At 36.5% G+C, this 16,378-nt stretch carries 17 protein-coding genes and 1 pseudogene; 5 read left to right on the top strand and 13 right to left on the bottom strand.

Annotated features, from left to right (window positions below):
- Nucleotides 1-211: 211 nt before the first annotated feature.
- The 3 genes from plsY to FG382_RS19185 all read right to left on the bottom strand — a co-directional run bounded on the left by plsY (nucleotide 212) and on the right by FG382_RS19185 (nucleotide 2,309).
- Nucleotides 212-790, bottom strand: coding sequence for a glycerol-3-phosphate 1-O-acyltransferase PlsY (plsY, locus tag FG382_RS19195; protein ID WP_142540495.1), 579 nt, complete (start codon nucleotides 788-790; stop codon nucleotides 212-214).
- Between the two features lie 107 nt (nucleotides 791-897).
- Nucleotides 898-1,518: a class I SAM-dependent methyltransferase gene (locus tag FG382_RS19190; protein WP_142540494.1), complete on the bottom strand. Its 621-nt coding sequence runs from the start codon at nucleotides 1,516-1,518 to the stop codon at nucleotides 898-900.
- A gap of 296 nt (nucleotides 1,519-1,814) precedes the next feature.
- Nucleotides 1,815-2,309 carry a GNAT family N-acetyltransferase gene (locus FG382_RS19185; RefSeq protein ID WP_142540493.1) on the bottom strand — a complete coding sequence of 165 codons (495 nt, stop codon included), beginning with the start codon at nucleotides 2,307-2,309 and terminating at the stop codon, nucleotides 1,815-1,817.
- Nucleotides 2,310-2,705: 396 nt separating this feature from the next.
- Between FG382_RS19185 and FG382_RS19180 the strand changes: the two genes are divergently transcribed.
- The gene (locus FG382_RS19180) at nucleotides 2,706-3,929 is read left to right on the top strand and encodes an IS110 family RNA-guided transposase (protein WP_142540492.1); all 1,224 of its coding nucleotides are present in this window, start codon (nucleotides 2,706-2,708) and stop codon (nucleotides 3,927-3,929) included.
- A gap of 349 nt (nucleotides 3,930-4,278) precedes the next feature.
- Here FG382_RS19180 and FG382_RS19175 read toward each other — a convergent pair whose 3' ends face one another.
- The 3 genes from FG382_RS19175 to FG382_RS19165 all read right to left on the bottom strand — a co-directional run bounded on the left by FG382_RS19175 (nucleotide 4,279) and on the right by FG382_RS19165 (nucleotide 6,484).
- Nucleotides 4,279-5,103 (bottom strand): alpha/beta fold hydrolase, encoded by an 825-nt coding sequence (locus FG382_RS19175; protein ID WP_142540491.1) that lies wholly within the window; start codon nucleotides 5,101-5,103, stop codon nucleotides 4,279-4,281.
- Nucleotides 5,104-5,305: 202 nt separating this feature from the next.
- Entirely contained in the window at nucleotides 5,306-5,638 is a 333-nt protein-coding gene (locus tag FG382_RS19170) for a putative quinol monooxygenase (protein WP_142540490.1), read from the bottom strand.
- 99 nt (nucleotides 5,639-5,737) lie between these two features.
- Nucleotides 5,738-6,484, bottom strand: a complete 747-nt coding sequence (locus FG382_RS19165) for an SDR family NAD(P)-dependent oxidoreductase (protein WP_036198350.1) — start codon at nucleotides 6,482-6,484, stop codon at nucleotides 5,738-5,740.
- A gap of 162 nt (nucleotides 6,485-6,646) precedes the next feature.
- Between FG382_RS19165 and FG382_RS19160 the strand changes: the two genes are divergently transcribed.
- Nucleotides 6,647-7,003 (top strand): winged helix-turn-helix transcriptional regulator, encoded by a 357-nt coding sequence (locus FG382_RS19160; RefSeq protein WP_142540489.1) that lies wholly within the window; start codon nucleotides 6,647-6,649, stop codon nucleotides 7,001-7,003.
- Nucleotides 7,004-7,412: 409 nt separating this feature from the next.
- Here FG382_RS19160 and FG382_RS19155 read toward each other — a convergent pair whose 3' ends face one another.
- The 6 genes and pseudogenes from FG382_RS19155 to FG382_RS19130 form a co-directional block, all read right to left on the bottom strand.
- Nucleotides 7,413-8,099: a YfjL-like protein gene (locus tag FG382_RS19155; RefSeq protein ID WP_142540488.1), complete on the bottom strand. Its 687-nt coding sequence runs from the start codon at nucleotides 8,097-8,099 to the stop codon at nucleotides 7,413-7,415.
- A 2-nt stretch (nucleotides 8,100-8,101) separates the two neighbouring features.
- The gene (locus tag FG382_RS19150; RefSeq protein WP_142540487.1) at nucleotides 8,102-8,650 is read right to left on the bottom strand and encodes a zf-HC2 domain-containing protein; all 549 of its coding nucleotides are present in this window, start codon (nucleotides 8,648-8,650) and stop codon (nucleotides 8,102-8,104) included.
- Nucleotides 8,647-9,141 carry an RNA polymerase sigma factor gene (locus FG382_RS19145; RefSeq protein WP_142540486.1) on the bottom strand — a complete coding sequence of 165 codons (495 nt, stop codon included), beginning with the start codon at nucleotides 9,139-9,141 and terminating at the stop codon, nucleotides 8,647-8,649. Before FG382_RS19145 ends, FG382_RS19150 begins: the two co-directional genes overlap by 4 nt.
- Before the next feature lie 309 nt (nucleotides 9,142-9,450).
- Nucleotides 9,451-10,020, bottom strand: coding sequence for a GNAT family N-acetyltransferase (locus tag FG382_RS19140; RefSeq protein WP_142540485.1), 570 nt, complete (start codon nucleotides 10,018-10,020; stop codon nucleotides 9,451-9,453).
- A 100-nt stretch (nucleotides 10,021-10,120) separates the two neighbouring features.
- A pseudogene (locus FG382_RS19135) lies at nucleotides 10,121-10,863 on the bottom strand (alpha/beta hydrolase family protein); the annotation flags it as partial.
- Between the two features lie 135 nt (nucleotides 10,864-10,998).
- Nucleotides 10,999-11,853 (bottom strand): alpha/beta fold hydrolase, encoded by an 855-nt coding sequence (locus FG382_RS19130; RefSeq protein WP_142540484.1) that lies wholly within the window; start codon nucleotides 11,851-11,853, stop codon nucleotides 10,999-11,001.
- 187 nt (nucleotides 11,854-12,040) lie between these two features.
- On the opposite strand from FG382_RS19130, the gene FG382_RS19125 reads away from it, so the two are divergent.
- Entirely contained in the window at nucleotides 12,041-12,490 is a 450-nt protein-coding gene (locus tag FG382_RS19125) for a MarR family winged helix-turn-helix transcriptional regulator (protein ID WP_142540483.1), read from the top strand.
- Nucleotides 12,491-12,939: 449 nt separating this feature from the next.
- Here FG382_RS19125 and csaA read toward each other — a convergent pair whose 3' ends face one another.
- The gene (gene csaA / locus FG382_RS19120) at nucleotides 12,940-13,269 is read right to left on the bottom strand and encodes a chaperone CsaA (protein WP_142540482.1); all 330 of its coding nucleotides are present in this window, start codon (nucleotides 13,267-13,269) and stop codon (nucleotides 12,940-12,942) included.
- A gap of 432 nt (nucleotides 13,270-13,701) precedes the next feature.
- Between csaA and FG382_RS19115 the strand changes: the two genes are divergently transcribed.
- Entirely contained in the window at nucleotides 13,702-14,277 is a 576-nt protein-coding gene (locus FG382_RS19115) for an ArsR/SmtB family transcription factor (RefSeq protein WP_142540481.1), read from the top strand.
- A complete protein-coding gene (locus FG382_RS19110) occupies nucleotides 14,274-15,500 on the top strand; it encodes an MFS transporter (RefSeq protein WP_142540480.1) in 1,227 nt (408 codons plus the stop codon). Before FG382_RS19115 ends, FG382_RS19110 begins: the two co-directional genes overlap by 4 nt.
- Nucleotides 15,501-16,378: the final 878 nt, after the last annotated feature.

Here is a 16,378-nt window from a genome sequence, read left to right as displayed (position 1 = left end):
TATCTACTTTGCATAATAATTGTTATTAAACAATATGACTCGATTGTTTAACACAAGTTAAACAACACTCTTCAACTAACCTGCCCCTTTAGTTTAAGTGTAACATTTCACAATACATATCTGCGATCAACTTATTGTTCTGGACATAAAAATAGACCATCGAATTGATGGCCAGATTTTGCTAAAGCACCCGTTAGCTTGACAAGTAACATTAAATTTTAACTATTTTGCTCTCTGTTCCATTTACAATTCTATTTATATTTTGTCGATGTAGAATGATTATGGATACACTTATTAGGAGAGAAAGTGCTACGATAACTTTATCTTCAAATATAAGACTGTATATGAATAATGCTATACTAGCCAACATTGAACTTAGTGATACATACTTTGTAAGCAGCAAAGTTAACACAAATACAACAAAACCAACACAAACACCTAAAGGAGTCAAAAACAAGAAAACTCCAGTTGCTGTCGCAACAGCCTTTCCACCTTTAAAACTAGCAAAAACAGAAAATATGTGCCCTAATATGGCTAATAAACCACTTACAATAGGGTTAACTGTAGAACCAAGAATTAGGGGAAGTAAACAAGCAAATGTACCTTTTAATATATCAGCAATTGCAACAATCACTCCTGCTTTTATGCCTAAAACTCTATAAGCATTAGTTGCACCAAGATTACCACTACCGTCATCACGAATATCTTTCTTATAAAATATTTTACCGATTACTAAAGCAAACGAGATTGAACCAATTAAATAACTTAGAATCAAAGTTAAAATGTTCAATGTATCTTCTCCCTACATAGTTTGTTAAGTAAGTATTTCTATTTATTGCATATGATTTCTTTCAATCCTTCTTAAAGTAACCTGCCCCTTTAGTTCAATAAGAAAAATTATTTAATTTTAGAAATCACTATTTTTCTATACATTCCATTCATCATAATTGGTATATCTTCTTCTATCTTTATACTTCTATTTTTTTTAGGAATTAATTCTTCAAAACTCCGACCAATATCAGTTCCTAATACTTCAATAATAGGTCTTAAAAGCATTTTTGGTAATGATAGCTTTTTATTTTTAGGAGCAAATTTATCAAAAATAATTACTTTTCCTTCGTCTTTTAAAACTCTTGTAATTTCTTGAAAACATTTATTAGCATCAGGTACAACCGAAAGAATTAGACTTGCTACTACATAATCAAAGGATTCGTTATCAAAATCCATATTTTGAGCATCCATTTCCAAAAACTTTATAGTAGAATCCCCGAACTTTGTTTTTGCCTTTTCAAGCATGTCAGGTGAATAATCAATAGCCGTTATATCTAAGCCCGAGTAATTTACTAACTCTAAATCAGCACCAGTTCCTACACCAACAAACAAAATTTTTTGTTTGTTATCAAATGTTATTGATTGGAATATTTGTTTTCGAGCATTTAAAAAGATACCCGAATTAAAAAACTTATCATAAATTGGAGAACCAATTTTATATATAAATTTATTCCAAGAATTATTCAAAACAGCTTCACTCCCAATTCAAGCTTAATTCTAATCCATTTCAAGCACTATTTATCTCCAAATAATAACTTTCCTTCTTCAAGTAAACTACACTTTAGTATAAGTGTAGCATTTCATAATGGATTTCTGAGAAGAACTTATCTTTTGGGGTCTAAAAATAGACCATTAATGATGGTCATATTTTGCTAAAACACCCATTCGTTGAAGAAAAGTACTTAATAAATTTGATAATAAATCCTGGAATTTTGTCGTCAATACTGTTATCAACGATATCCCACACAAGTATGTGATGTCCCTTAAAAGTAGTTTGGGATATCAAATGATATAGAGTCGATACCATTTTCTTTTGAGTAGTACATACAAATACTGTCTTTATATTTTTGACTTTCATTAGGCAGAACAATAAAGCCTAATCTTTTATAAAAGTCTGTCCCAATATCACTATACAGGAAAAAGTTGTTACAGTTTTCTTCCTGTTCTAACTTATTTATTGTTTCTTTGACTAATAAAAAAGCATATCCATTTTTCCTTGAATTTGCAGGTGTAGCGATTGAACCTATCCCTTTTACGATTAAGTCTTCTGAAGGGTTAAGTTTATATACGATGAGAGAACTTAATAATTCCTTTGTATCTGTTGCTTCAAGAACGTACCATTTCCCCTTTTTATACTTAATTGTATCCTGACACATAGTTATATATTTTTCGACTGGCATATCATCTCCCCAAACATCAAAGCCCATCATATAAATATTTATCATATCTTCTTTTGTTGCTTCTCTTATTTTTTTCAAATTACCTCTCCTTGAGTTTTATTTGGTTATATATTCTTTTAGATTATTAAGACCTCTACTCTTATTGAGCTAACCTGCTTCATTAGTTCAAGAAAAAAAGCTCCCCTTACAGGCAGTCAATTGTTCACTAAAGCACCCGTTAGCCATCCATGTAGCGCAAAATCAGCGCTACACCACAGAGAATGAAAATGTGAAAACCTGGGTATAGGATACTACGGCTGGGAGAGGAAGGTCGATGAACTATGGTGCCATAGAGCCCATCCGTTAGTCTGACTCCAACGACCACGGTGCATCACAGACTGTCGCTCCCTTACGGGAAGCACTCATGGGAGATTAATCCTACTCTGGTTATTGCACCAGCCTCCAATACTATTTGCCGTAGAAAGGATGATTACAATGGAAGTAATCATTGAACGTGCTTGTGGAATGGATGTCCATAAGGATTCCATTACTGCTTGTATTATTACCCCAAAAGGAAAGGAGATTCAAACGTTTTCCACTAAAACTGTATTTCTATTACAGTTAATTGACTGGATTAAGGAGCATGATTGTACTCACGTAGCAATGGAAAGTACAGGTGTATTTTGGAAGCCTATTGTTAACTTGCTAGAAGCCGAGAGCATTGAGTTTTTAGTAGTGAACGCTCAACATATGAAAGCAGTACCAGGTCGTAAGACCGATGTAAAAGATGCAGAATGGATTGCCAAACTTCTTCGTCACGGTCTACTTAAAGCAAGTTTTATTCCAGACCGAAATCAGCGGGAATTAAGAGAGTTAGTTCGATACCGTCGAAGTATTATTGAAGAGCGTGCGAGACAACATAATCGGATTCAAAAGGTTTTAGAAGGAGCGAATATCAAACTCGGTTCCGTTGTCTCCGACATCATGGGTGTTTCGTCTCTTGATATGCTCCGTGCTATCGCCGATGGCGAAAATGATCCTGAGAAATTAGCTAGCTTTGCCCGCCGATCAATGAAGAAGAAAAAGAGTGAACTGGAGCTAGCTCTTCGAGGGTATATCAATCCACATCAACGTCTCATGTTAAAAACCATTCTGGTCCATATAGAATTTCTAACTGAGCAGATTGAGCTATTAAACGAAGAGGTTGCTACTAGGTTATCCTCCCATCAAGAAGATATAGAACGATTGGATTCCATTCCTGGCATCGCCACTCGAATGGCCGAACAAATCTTAGCCGAAGTCGGTACAGATGTGGAGAAGCAATTTCCCAGTTCGGCGCACTTATGTTCCTGGGCAGGATTAGTACCTGGGCATAATGAAAGTGCGGGCAAGAGGAAATCAACCAACATGAAAAAAGGAAACAAGTACTTGAAATCGGCATTAATTGAAGCAGCTCATTCTGTTAGAGGATCCAAAACCTACTTGGGAGCCCTGTATAGGCGTACTGCATCAAGAAAGGGTAAAAAGCGTGCAGGGATATCAGTCGCTCATGCTATTTTAAGAATCAGCTATTATCTCCTAACACGCAAAGAAATGTACCTAGACTTAGGGGAAGATTACTTTGACAAACAAAAAGAACAATCGATTGTACGATATTCTGTTCGAAGACTTGAAAACTTAGGTTACAACGTTACAATCACTGACCCAAATGCCTCCTAGTACAATCCATAATTTAATTCTCATTTAGGCGCTGCACTTTTTTAAAAAATTATTGAGCTGCGTCCGATTTCGTATTGCCTTTTTCTATAAATCGAAGATTTTAATTTTCATGGGAGTTGAACAAGACTTTTTGTTTACCCTTACATCTATGCTATTTAGTAAACACCCTTGAAAAGGTCCAAACGGAATTTGGCATACTGGCAATGGCCCATAACTTGCTGAAAGTGGTGGGCCTATTGTGCAGAAACCACCTTATAAAACGAAAAATCAAAAAAGAAGGTGGAGAAAAACGATTTATTTTTCTCCACCTTCTTCATTTTAGGGATTTTTTAGACAGCCCCTTCATTATTTATGAATTCACCATAGAACTTGCAAGTTCTTCAATTACTTTTGCTGTTTTTACTACATCTTCCGCAACTAATAAGTGCGTGCAGTTTTCAAACGGAATCACTTCAGAATTCGGAATCTGTTCCTTCATGTATTCCGCTGTTTCTTTTGAGTAAAGTGTACTCTTTTCTCCATACACAATTTGTGTTGGTACAGTGATTTGTGGTAACACGTCACGATAATCGCCAACTGCCATCGCATGCCACATTGCCGCTAATACATGAGGGGTATTGCCGTTGACTACTAAATTGAGCTGCTCTTCCATCATTTCACCAGTCAAGTATGGGACGGTTACTTTAAAGAAAGGCTTTGCGAATTCCTTCAAGCTATCATTGATCACTGTCAAATCATTCAATGAGTCTTCCCGCGTATATTTACCGTGATAAAGACCTAAATTCCAATCCTCTTCATTGACTAATTTTGGTGTCATGTCGAACAACGATACGGCCTTCAATCTGGATACACCGAAGTTTTTTACATACTCGAATGTCGTAGAAACCCCCATCGAGTGTCCAACCAATGTGACATTCATCAAGTTAAGATGCTCCATTAGTTCTTCCAAATCGGAAGCGAATCTCTTCAATGTCAAACCATGCTCCGGGCGATCAGAAGCGCCATGTCCCCTCAAATCAAAAGACACTACATTGAACTTTTTGCTCAATTCTTCAAATGGTTGATCGAATGTTTTATGATCCGATGACCAGCCATGGACGAGCACAATCGGTTGTCCTTCTCCTTTTTGCTGATAATACAATTTGACGCCGTCACTTGTCTCGAAAAATGCCATGATGCTTTCCTCCTTCTATTAGGTCTCAACATAAAGTTGTTGTTAAATTGTTTATAAAAACACTTTATTGCATAATTTTTTCTACCATAAATAAGGTTACTCCTGCATTATCTGAATAATGTTGCCGCATGTATCGTCGAAGACAGCTATTGTGACTTCGCCCATTTGTACAGCTGTAGATGCTATTTCTCATTTATAAAAATTAATATGCATTCGTTATATGACTTCCCCATTCACGGTTAGGTTGCAACCAGCTGACGCTTCTATCCACAATTAAATCGCCCAGTGTTCCTTCGTAATTCTTGCGGTATGGTTTAATAAATTCTTCCGCAAGCCAGCTATCTCTCGTGCCTTGCCATGTTTCATAAATAATCAAGTCATCTGGCTGATCCAGATCGTCCGATACAATGGCGCTAATGAATGCCTTCTCGGATGACATCTCCTCAATAAGGGAAGATAGCTCCTTGCGGAATTCTTCTTTCTTCCCTGGTTTAGCCTTAAAACGAATATTGAGTTGAACTTGTTGATTGGTCATATTGACTCCTCCTATAAATTATATATTTTGCGGCGATTCGGTTACACCATTCCCCATTAACCTTTTTTCCGGACTATTTGTAATCTCTGCGCAGTGAAATTATACCTGTGCTAGCCCGCCATCTACGAACAATTCTACACCCGTCAAGTAACTGCTTTCGTCTGAAGCAAGGAAAGATACAGCGTTTGCTACTTCTTCAGGTGTCCCAACTTTTCCAGCTGGAACAGTATTTCTGCTATTTTCCAGTACCTCTTCAAGTGCATCACCAAAAAGCTCATCATATGCAGGTGTAAGAATACCTCCTGGACTAACCACATTTACACGGATTTCAGTACCTTTTAGGTCAAGAATCCAGTTGCGAACTAGTGCTCTTAATGCTGCTTTAGATGCTCCATATACACTAAACGCTGGGTTGCCAATTGACCCAGCAGTAGAGCCCGTTACAATAATAGAACCTACTTTATCCGGGAATAGTGATAACGCTTTTTGAACAGTAAAGATGGTTCCTTTAACGTTAATGTCAAACGTTCTATCAACCTGCTCTTCTGTAATTTCACCTAATGGAAGGAAGTTGCCGGTGCCTGCATTAGCAAAAAGAATGTCCAACTTACCTTTTTCCTGCTTTATAATGTCATAAAGTTTGTCTAAGTCTTCAAGCTTAGAAATATCACCTTGAACACCGGTTACGTTCTTGCCAATTTGGTTAACAGCTTTATCAAGTTCGTTTTGTCTACGTCCCGTGATATAAACATATGCACCTTCGTTTACAAATTTTTGTGCTGTAGCAAGACCAATCCCACTTGTTCCACCCGTTACAAGCGCTATTTTACCTTCAAATTTACCCATATTTAACACTCCTTTAAAATTAATTTATGTCTAGTACCTTTAAGTACTTGAAGAACAACTCACAAGATATAGTATCCTTCAGTAAGCACATTAACGGAAGTGCCCACTTTTTAGTGATATAGTAACTAAAAAGTAATAAATGTGGAATGGAGAGGTTTAGACTTGAAAAAATTTAGTTGTGGTTTTGAAGTGACAAAGGAAGTTATTGGCGGAAAATGGAAAGGTCTTGTATTACACTTTTTAATGAATGGACCAAAGAGAACGAGTGAATTAAAGCGCATTATCCCAAATATAACTCAGAAAATGCTGATTCAAACACTTAGAGAGCTTGAAGACAGTGGACTTGTGAGCAGAAAGATGTATAATCAAGTACCACCGAAGGTTGAATATTCATCCACTGAACTTGGAGAATCTCTTAAACCAATCTTGCAGGAGCTCTGTGAATGGGGAAGCCATTATGCGGAGCAAGAGTATGCAGAAGGTGAATTTGAAATCGCACAACCAGAAGAGGCTTCTTAATGAGGAAACCACCTTATAACACCTTATATGTAAGGTATTTTATTGGTGTACTAAGATTTGGCCATTTTAATTCGAAGTAGATGGCCTCGACTGTAATACAATCAATAATGAAATAAGAATAATCCACTTATTATCATTAAAAAATGAGCTCATCTATTAACAAAAATACCTCACAAACCGGTATTTTATGATAAATAAGAAGAACCTATTTTGAAAAAAGGATTAATCAAAATGGGCTCTTTCTTTGTGAAGTATTGTTCAATTTTTATAAAAAAGTTTGATCATTTCCTATCTAAATTGTTCCACAATCGCGCCCGATTGTGGAATATATGCTTTTTTAGCAATTAAATTAGATTTCAAAAGTATTAAACTATGTCCAATTCAATACACAATCTATTTTGATAAAGTATTAATTAACCTCTTTTATCGTTAATTCTTGTTCCGGTGTAAATCTAATGTAGTAATCATAAATTTCTTCACCATTCATGACGCTTTTATACTCTATTTCTGCTAAAACATAATTGATGGATTCACTATTCAATTGCTTCTGTATTTCCTGGCTCTGTTGCAACATTTGTTCTTTCGTTAAATTGCCTTTTTCAATTTCCAGCATAATGTGAATCGGCCTTGGTGTTTTCAACTGCGGCGTCCATTCCTCGTCAATTTGGTTGTATACTTCCACATTTGTATCAACTGAATCGACTTGCGGCACTTTTTTCTGAAGGAGCGTAAGAATATACTGCTCTGCCTCCGCGTTTAGCTTTTCGGATGCCGCTTTGTCTATCTTGGATTCATGGATTGTATCACTAAAAACTTCATACGGTTCGAAAGCGGAGACATGGAAGGTATAAGTGTTTTCAACTGCAGTCGTGTCCTTTTTTACCACTTTAAACTCATAAGTGCCATCGGACCATCCATATCCTACAGACCGCTTGATCTCGTAGTCCATGTCCGGATAAGTTTGTTCTAAAAAATTTTCAAGGCTCTCCTTTGCTTTGTGCTTGTCGATTGTATTTCCGCTCATTTGCATGTAAGCGAATACTACGGCTGCAATTAATAAAATTACAATCACACTGTATATTATTTTCTTTATCATATTTAATTTTCCTCTCTTGCTTTAAGTATACAAAAGCCAATAATGATTCCAATAAAAGTAAACAGCAGGTGGATAACTAAGGACGTCAGTGCTATTAGAAGAGCTTCCGAAAAACTTTCAGCATAGAATTCGCCGAACCAATCTGTCATATATGACAGGCAATTCCATATGAAATTGGGTATTCCTGCAAGCAGGATGGCAACGAGCGCCGATCGGTAAAATAGATACGTAACCGCACCCAAAAGGGCATAGGTCAGGATAAAGCCGCTATTGTCTTTCATAATGGTCGTGCCGATAGCCAATATCAAAGCAATGGATACAAAGAAAATCTGTATGGTCGCCAATTTCAACGTTATATTTCGAATCATTTTGTTAGAAACACCGCTTACGTTTACTTCCGTGGGAAGAGGAATTTGTGATTGTTCTGCGATTTGGCGGCAGTTTTGGCAACTTTTCAAGTGTTCCTCGATAAATTGTTTTGTCTCTAGCTGCAACAAGTCTTCTTCGTATAAAGGCAAAAGGTCTTGCACAACCGCACATTCTTTTTTCATAAAGTCTCCTCCATTAATTTTTGAATCTTTAATTTCAACCGATGAAATGTCACGCGCGTATAATTCTCTGATTTGCCAATCAAAATGCCGATTTCTGCAAAACTCAGTTCTCCGTATATGCGTAGCAATATGATTTCCCTAGAGGCATCATCCAGTTTCGAAATATGATGTAAGAGTATTTTTGTTTCTTCATTAATTTCCGCCATCTCTTCCAGTGAATGGGTTTCATTATCTGGAAGAGATGCAAGTTTTTGCATTAAGCTTTGCTGATACTTATTTTTTCGGTAATACTTTTTTAATAAATTATTCGCAATCGAGAACACCCAAGTCGACAAGGTGGAATGTCCATTAAATGATGCGATGTTTTTACATGCCTCATAAAAGGTATCGTGGCAAAGGTCTTGAGCTGTTGCCTGATTCCCTGTCTTAGCATAAAAAAACGTATAGATTTTCGGATGAATTTTTTCGTATTCTTCTTCAAGCTTCTTCATAACGCCCTCTCTCTCTTGCTGTTCTTAATATTAATACCTTGGTTATCTGTTTCGTTACATTTTTTTGAAAAATATTTATCTATTACTTATGTCAAAATTGTTCTAATATTTCGCTGTATATTCAAGTATGACTAGTTGCCAGCCTATACTATTTAAAATATCGTTAATAAAAATATTTAAATGGATTGTCTTATCCAATAAATAAGGAAGGTGCCCAAATGGACACCTTCCTTATTGAAATTACAATTCATCTGACAAGTAGATTTCTAAAAATGCAATAGTAAATGGAATTGCCAAAACAAATAGCGATTATTGTTCTTTTTTCCCAGCATTCAAATATTCTTCTTTTAAAATCGAATAGTACGCGCTATCTGCTAATACACCTTTGATCATTTCGCTTTTACGAAGGGTCCCTTCACGTTGCATACCTAAGCGAAGCAATACTTTACCAGAAGCACCATTAATAACATCATGTGCTGCATGTACACGCTCTAACCCTAATTCTTTGAAGGCTAATTCTAGTATCAGTTTTCCAGCTTCAGTCATATAGCCATTGCCCCAATACTTTCTATTTAATGTAAAACCAAGATCCCCGCTTTTATTCCAGTCATCCACTCTAAACTCAATAGCACCTATCATTTTATTGCTATCTTTTAAGACAATTGCATATTTACCGATAGGCTCTTTGACAAAATAATTTGCAATCATACTTTGAGTTTGTTCCAAATCTTTATGTGGACTGTATAAAAAACGCGTTGTTTCTTCATCAGATGTATATTCAAACATATCTTCAGCATCATTAAACGAAACTGGTCGTAATAAAATACGTTCCCCTTCTATTTGACTGTTCTTAACTAATAAAAGATTAAAATTACTCATGACTCTCTCCAATTCATATAACAATCTATTTCGATTCACTAAATTATCATAGTATAATTAAATTATTCTGAACAATTTCACAATTCTAAAACTTGTAAGTAATTTGATCAGATTCTGCTTTTACCATACGTGGATCATTGACTCCTTGGATGACGAGCATTGGTTTTGTCATGGTTTCAAGGTACGTAATTGGTGAATATTCAATCAGATTTTCTTTATGTCTGTCAGGATTTCCTACCCATTGGTCCATCATCGCTTCCATTCTTCAGGAACTGAGTTGATAAATGATAACAAATCAGATGGGCCAAAAATATCGACTACAGCTTTGATATAATCCGCATGGGAACCGCGAAGTAATAAGGCCATGTAGCCACCATAGCTTCCCCCATTAATAAAATATTACCTTTTTCAGCATATCTGTTATTAATGAGCCATTCAAGACCTGACACATTGTCAAGGCGTGGGCCGTATCCCCAATCGCCCTCTACCATTTTTCCGAAAGCTAAACCATATCCTGTTGAACCTCGGAAGTTTGGAGAAAAGATGCTATAGCCATTATTTAAAAAGAATTGGAATGGAGATCTCAAAAATTTACGTTCCGCAGCTTGTGGACCACCATGTGGCGAAAATGATATGTCCATTATCGTTTTCCTTTTTTGCTTTGAAAAATAACGATTCAATTTCAAGTCCATCAAAAGAAGTATAGGTAATAACTTCTGGCTCTACTAACTCACTTTGGTCCACTCCTGGTATTGTGTAATTTGTTAGAGAAGTCCAACCATTATCAGTAAGTTGATAAATATTACGTAACTTTGTAGTACCTAGACCTAATAAATACAAGTTAATTCAAATACTCGTCTTTTAATATCGAATAACAGGTGCTATCTGTAAGATTACCTTTTATCTCGCTTTTACAAAGAATCCCTTCATGAGCGGAGTCACGCACTTTGGTGCCTGCATTGTTTACAAAAGAATACGTTATATAGAAACTGATTCAGTAGACTTCAAAAATTGAATCAATTCTGTGTTGAATTCCTCAGCATGTGTCACATTAAATCCATGTGGTCCACCTTTAATGACCACAAGCTGACTGTTAGGAATACGTTCATGTGCTTTTTGCCCACTGACTTCCAATGGCACGATGACATCTGAATCACCATGAATAATTAGTGTTGGGACATTGAACTTATCTAAATCAGCACGGAAATCGGTTTTACTAAATGCTGCGATACAGTCAAGTGTTCCTTTTGGTGAAGCAAATGCTGCAATGTCACGATTATATAGTCGGAATGCTTCACTCACTAAATCCATTCTGTCCCCAGAAGCAAAGAAGTTCGTTGTGAAGTCATCTAAGAAGGCAATTCTATCTACCTTTACTCCATCTTGTAAACCTTTAATTGTTGCATCATCAAATCCACCTTTTGGATTATCCGCCGTTTCGTAAAGGTACGGAGGTACAGCCCCTGCCAATACAGCTCTTGATACACGTTCTATTCCGTAAGTACCAATGTAACGAGCAACTTCACCGCCACCCATTGAAAATCCAACTAATGTGACATCACGAAGGTCTAGATGCTCCAAAATTTTGTGTAAGTCTGCCGCAAATGTATCGTATTCATATCCATTCCATGGCTGTGAAGATTGCCCGAATCCACGACGATCATACGTAATGACGCGGTATCCAGCCTCTACCAATACAGGTACTTGTTTTTCCCAAGATCTTCCGCTAAGTGGCCAACCATGAATTAACACGACCGGTTTTCCAGTTCCTACATCCTCAATGTGAAGCTCGATTGGTGTACCATTTTCAAATCCTACAGTAAGTTTACTCATTATAAATTCCTCCAATTATTATATTTAAGTTTCGCTAAACTTTATTGCGCAAAACTTATTTTATGAATTCATCTTACTTTCTTATAAATATGTTGTCAACAATTAAATTGCACAAAATTCTTTTTTATTTTTTGGTGGTATGTTAAATTAATAATGAGAGAAATACTAACCAATAGAGGTGTAACAAATGGATACGAATTCACAAAATTTAAAATTAGAAGATCATTTCTGCTTCTCCTTGTACGCTTGTTCGAGGGCTATCTTACGCCTTTATCGCCCTTATCTAGATGAACTTCAGCTTACTTATCCTCAGTATTTAGTTTTAGTTACGTTATGGGAAAAGCCACAAAGAACAATTAAAGAACTGGGGGAAATACTTAATCTTGATACAGGTACACTTACTCCATTACTCAAACGTATGGAAGCTGCTGGTCTCATCGAGCGTCGACGTGACACTGTCGATGAACGCGTCATGAATATTCATATTACGCAAGCTGGCCAACTACTACAGGAAAAGGCATCTTGTGTTCCTCAATCTCTATTCGATGCTACTGGCATGAGTAAAAAGGAACTGGATGAAATAAACGAAACAATCATGCGCTTATTACATCAGCTGAATGGAGAAGGTAAGAAATAGATGCATATAGAAAAATCCACTTTATACCTAAGAGTGGATTTTTTCGTATACATCTTATTAACAACTATTCAGATTTTCGTCGAATTGAAGTACAAAATTTTCCTAAATCCCATGTAGAAAAAGTGAATCGAACAGTCTTCTTTATGTAGCTTAGAAAAAAAGCACGAAGCAAAACACCACATAAATCATTTATTACGATTAATAAGAAAAATTCATTTTAAAAAAAGTTTGATCAAAATGGATTCTTCTTTAGAGTTTTTAAGGTTGGTTTTTATAAAAAAGTTTGATTATTTTCTACTTTCGTTACTCCATAAACGCGCCTTATTACCGAAAAAGCACAATTCCCTTTCAAGAATTGCGCCCGATTGTCGAATACCAACATTCTCCACTAAAGACTCCTTTAACGAAACAATAACTGTTCCTAAGATTAAGTTTGCTTTTAGAATTTTTTATGCTATTGGTGTTCCATTTTTAACAGATTCATCTGGCTTTAAAAGTACCACGTCACCTTCCTCTGGTACACCTCCAATTATTAATACCTCCGATTTAAAACCTGCTATACGTCTTGGAGGGAAATTTACTACTGCAACGACCTGATGTCCAATAAGTTGTTCTGGTGTATATCTTTGTGTAATTTGTGCCGAAGAATGTTTAATACCAATTTCTCCAAAATCAATTTCTAATTTTATTGCAGGTTTTCGTGCTTCTGGAAAGGGTTCAGCGTTAATAACAGTACCAATACGGATGTCCAATTTTAAAAAGTCCTCAATTGTTACCACAAATTTAGCCTCCATTCATTTACAATTAGTACCATCTTATCAAATTGAATCATTAATTTAAATCATCAAATAAATTTATAGCTATTTTAACATAGGTTCCCCTAAAAAAATCACCTCTCAGTTAAACTAGAGAGGTGATTTTGACGTTCTTTTATAAATATCAGTAACCTACTTTTATGTTAAGTTACATTATAGTTGGTAACCCAATTATGGTTTTAACTTTAAAATACGCTGTAATAATATTAATTATTTCGTATAGCGAATCTTTGACTAAGCACCCGTTAGTGGAACTGTTTCAAAGCTAGATAGAAATAATCTGAAACTTTAGTTTTACAGGTTGCAATTTAAATAAAGATGAAATATAATTATTTTAATAAATTATAATTTATCGATAAAAATATTTTAATTGCTAGTTGAAAAGGAGACGATAAAATGAATTATGAAATGATTATTGAAACTACGGAGCAGCTTCATGCCCTATCCCATCCACTAAGACAGCGTATTTTAACCGTTCTTTCGTTTGATGAAATGACAAATAAAGAAATTTCAATAGCCCTCAAAGAGTCTGCACCTAAAGTGCACTTTCACGTAAAGGAACTCCTGAACGCTGGAATTATCCGACTTACAAGAGAAGAAGTAAAAGGATCCATCATCGAAAAATATTATACGGCTTCAGCCCGTTCATTCCGACTTTCTCCTTCTCTTGAATTGGCCAAATCCGATGAACATATGCTCTATGAATCTACTTTTCATGAAACTTACCGGAATCTCATCGAAAGTGTCGATTATCATGAAGGTTTCCTTCCAAACTCATTCATCACTCAGGAACACGCGTGGTTAACAGACGAAGAAATAGCTTCTATTAAGGAACATTTATCTGCTATCGATCAAATTATGAATAATTCTTCCATGAAACGAACACCTACAGATAATCGGAAATTCTATACGATCAGCAGTTTTTTTCATCCAGTTTCTCCAAAATCTAAGAGAAGAGAAACAAAACAATGAGAAGACTATTTAAATACAACCTCTTCTCCAATAAGAATTTCGCTTATTTTTTCTTTGGTCAGTCCTTCTCGACAATAGGAGATGGATTCCAGCAGATCGCCCTGATTTACTTGATTTTTGAGATGGGTGGAAGCGGCAGTCAAATGGCTCTTTCCCTATTCTTCTCGGTCTTTCCTCGTATTCTTCTATTGCTGGTGGGAGGCGTTGCAGTTGATCGGTTAAGTGCGAAACAGGTTATTTGGATTTCAGACTTCGCTCGGTTTGTGATTTTGACCGTTTTGATTTCATTTTTATTCTTTGATGCCTTGTCATTTCCACTGCTTTACCTCTTAATTTCTTTATCTGGTGTGGCAAGCGGATTTTTCTATCCGGCATTTAATACCATTGTTCCTTCTATCGTAGAAACAAGGGATTTAGAAAATGCAAATGCATGGGTTCAATCAATCTCTCAAACCGCCATCTTCATTGGTCCTCCTCTTGCTGGATTAGTGGTGGGGCTCTACGGAATTGAGGCTGGTTTTCTCATAAATGCCCTGTCTTATTTGATTGGCGCTATCACCGGGATTATGGTCAGCGTTAACAAGGAAAGCTCACCTAAAGTGAAAGACTCGCGTATTATGAAAGATTTCGTGGAAGGGTTTCAGCAAGTGTGGACAACCAAGTGGCTCCGTATCGTACTGTTGGTAGATTTAGTGGGGGGACTGGTAGTAGTCGGTCCAATGCAGATCGCATTACCGCTATATTCAAAGGAAAGCTTCGATCTGGCACCTTCACAGATGGGATTCGTCTTGGCTGCCTTTGGAGCTGGTTCGGTCATAGGCATGATGTTTGTCACCAAATTACACCCAAAATATAAAACACTTCGTTCGTTTTACTGGCTTGAACTTATACAGGGACTGCTCTTGTTTTTAGTAGCTATTCCTTCCATATGGGTCGTGTTGCTATCTTTAGCGGCCATAGGGATTTTGAATGGTATATCAAGTGTCATCATCATTTCAAAGATTCAGGCCCATGTTCCAAGGGCAAGGCTCGGCAGAACGATGAGTATCGTTTCGCTAGCAGCTTTCGGGGCAGTTCCAATTTCTCAGTTGTTGACAGGCTGGCTATCGGAAACCATTCCCTATGCTTTTATTTTTGTTTTGGCTTCCACTTTGCTATTCCTCAGTGGCGTAATGGGATTAATATTTTATAACAGACAAAGCAGTGAAGAAGCGGTTGTTTAAGGGGATTGTTTGAAATGACTATGATTTTGTAATATGTACCTATGTCAGAAACAAGCGTGAAATTCACGACTTTTATGTTTATTGGAATTAACATGAAAGTTTCTGACACAGGGACACTATAAAATTTTGTTTTCAGGGAAGTATTTTCTAACTAGTACGTATTTAATGTTAGTAATTTAAGAAGAATATAATAAACAAAGCTTAAACAATCAGGAGGAAAAGCTTCATGGATATTATCAAAACCTTTTTAGATACTGTTTTCAAAGCTTTTCTAGATAATTATCATCAATGTTCATTCGACTAATTAATATTACTTGCATCTCTCCAATAAAAAAAAGGCTTTTCCCCATCTTGAAGTAGTCGAGTAGAAGGGAACCTCTCTACCTTACGGTAGATTGTGTTCCACCCCCCTCACAGAACCGTGCTTGCGCTATTTACGCACACGGCTCCTCCAAATCATCCTTCACAAAATGGTGATTCTGCTATCCTCAATAGTTTAGTTTACATTTATTATTTCTACCGCTGTGTGTAGTAAATGTGTCCCTAGTGAGAGTGATCATTTGGTAGCAGCCTTTCCTCCATCGGCATTACCCAACTTCATTGGTACTACGCTGCTATCCGACTCCCTACAACGGCATTTGGTTTCCTCGCTTATTATCGCTTGTACACCATACTCTTCTGTAATAAGAAAAGACCGGTAGGGCCTCCCGAGTTGCCGTATCATATCCATGTGTGACGTGCCAAGGTCTCTGACTCCAGAGAGGTTTTATCCTTCTTGCCTTTAACGATGGATAAAATATAGCTTTCTGCCGTGCTTAAAGCATCAGCCCTCTCGATTTACTAACATTATGGAGCTCAATCCCTTCAACCATTTGGCT

The sequence above is a fragment of the Psychrobacillus lasiicapitis genome (assembly GCF_006861795.1).
GTDB classification, from domain to species: Bacteria; Bacillota; Bacilli; order Bacillales_A; family Planococcaceae; genus Psychrobacillus; species Psychrobacillus lasiicapitis.
This window is presented reverse-complemented; position numbering and strand designations above follow the sequence as displayed.

Excerpts from the sequence above, each read along its gene's own strand:
- FG382_RS19125 (WP_142540483.1), top strand. The coding sequence starts at position 12,041 with ATGGATACGAATTCACAAAATTTAAAATTAGAAGATCATTTCTGCTTC.
- FG382_RS19130 (WP_142540484.1), bottom strand. The coding sequence starts at position 11,853 with ATGAGTAAACTTACTGTAGGATTTGAAAATGGTACACCAATCGAGCTT.
- FG382_RS19180 (WP_142540492.1), top strand. The coding sequence starts at position 2,706 with ATGGAAGTAATCATTGAACGTGCTTGTGGAATGGATGTCCATAAGGAT.
- FG382_RS19115 (WP_142540481.1), top strand. The coding sequence starts at position 13,702 with ATGAATTATGAAATGATTATTGAAACTACGGAGCAGCTTCATGCCCTA.
- FG382_RS19175 (WP_142540491.1), bottom strand. The coding sequence starts at position 5,103 with ATGGCATTTTTCGAGACAAGTGACGGCGTCAAATTGTATTATCAGCAA.
- FG382_RS19165 (WP_036198350.1), bottom strand. The coding sequence starts at position 6,484 with ATGGGTAAATTTGAAGGTAAAATAGCGCTTGTAACGGGTGGAACAAGT.
- FG382_RS19155 (WP_142540488.1), bottom strand. The coding sequence starts at position 8,099 with ATGATAAAGAAAATAATATACAGTGTGATTGTAATTTTATTAATTGCA.
- FG382_RS19150 (WP_142540487.1), bottom strand. The coding sequence starts at position 8,650 with ATGAAAAAAGAATGTGCGGTTGTGCAAGACCTTTTGCCTTTATACGAA.
- FG382_RS19140 (WP_142540485.1), bottom strand. The coding sequence starts at position 10,020 with ATGAGTAATTTTAATCTTTTATTAGTTAAGAACAGTCAAATAGAAGGG.
- FG382_RS19145 (WP_142540486.1), bottom strand. The coding sequence starts at position 9,141 with ATGAAGAAGCTTGAAGAAGAATACGAAAAAATTCATCCGAAAATCTAT.
- FG382_RS19110 (WP_142540480.1), top strand. The coding sequence starts at position 14,274 with ATGAGAAGACTATTTAAATACAACCTCTTCTCCAATAAGAATTTCGCT.
- FG382_RS19170 (WP_142540490.1), bottom strand. The coding sequence starts at position 5,638 with ATGACCAATCAACAAGTTCAACTCAATATTCGTTTTAAGGCTAAACCA.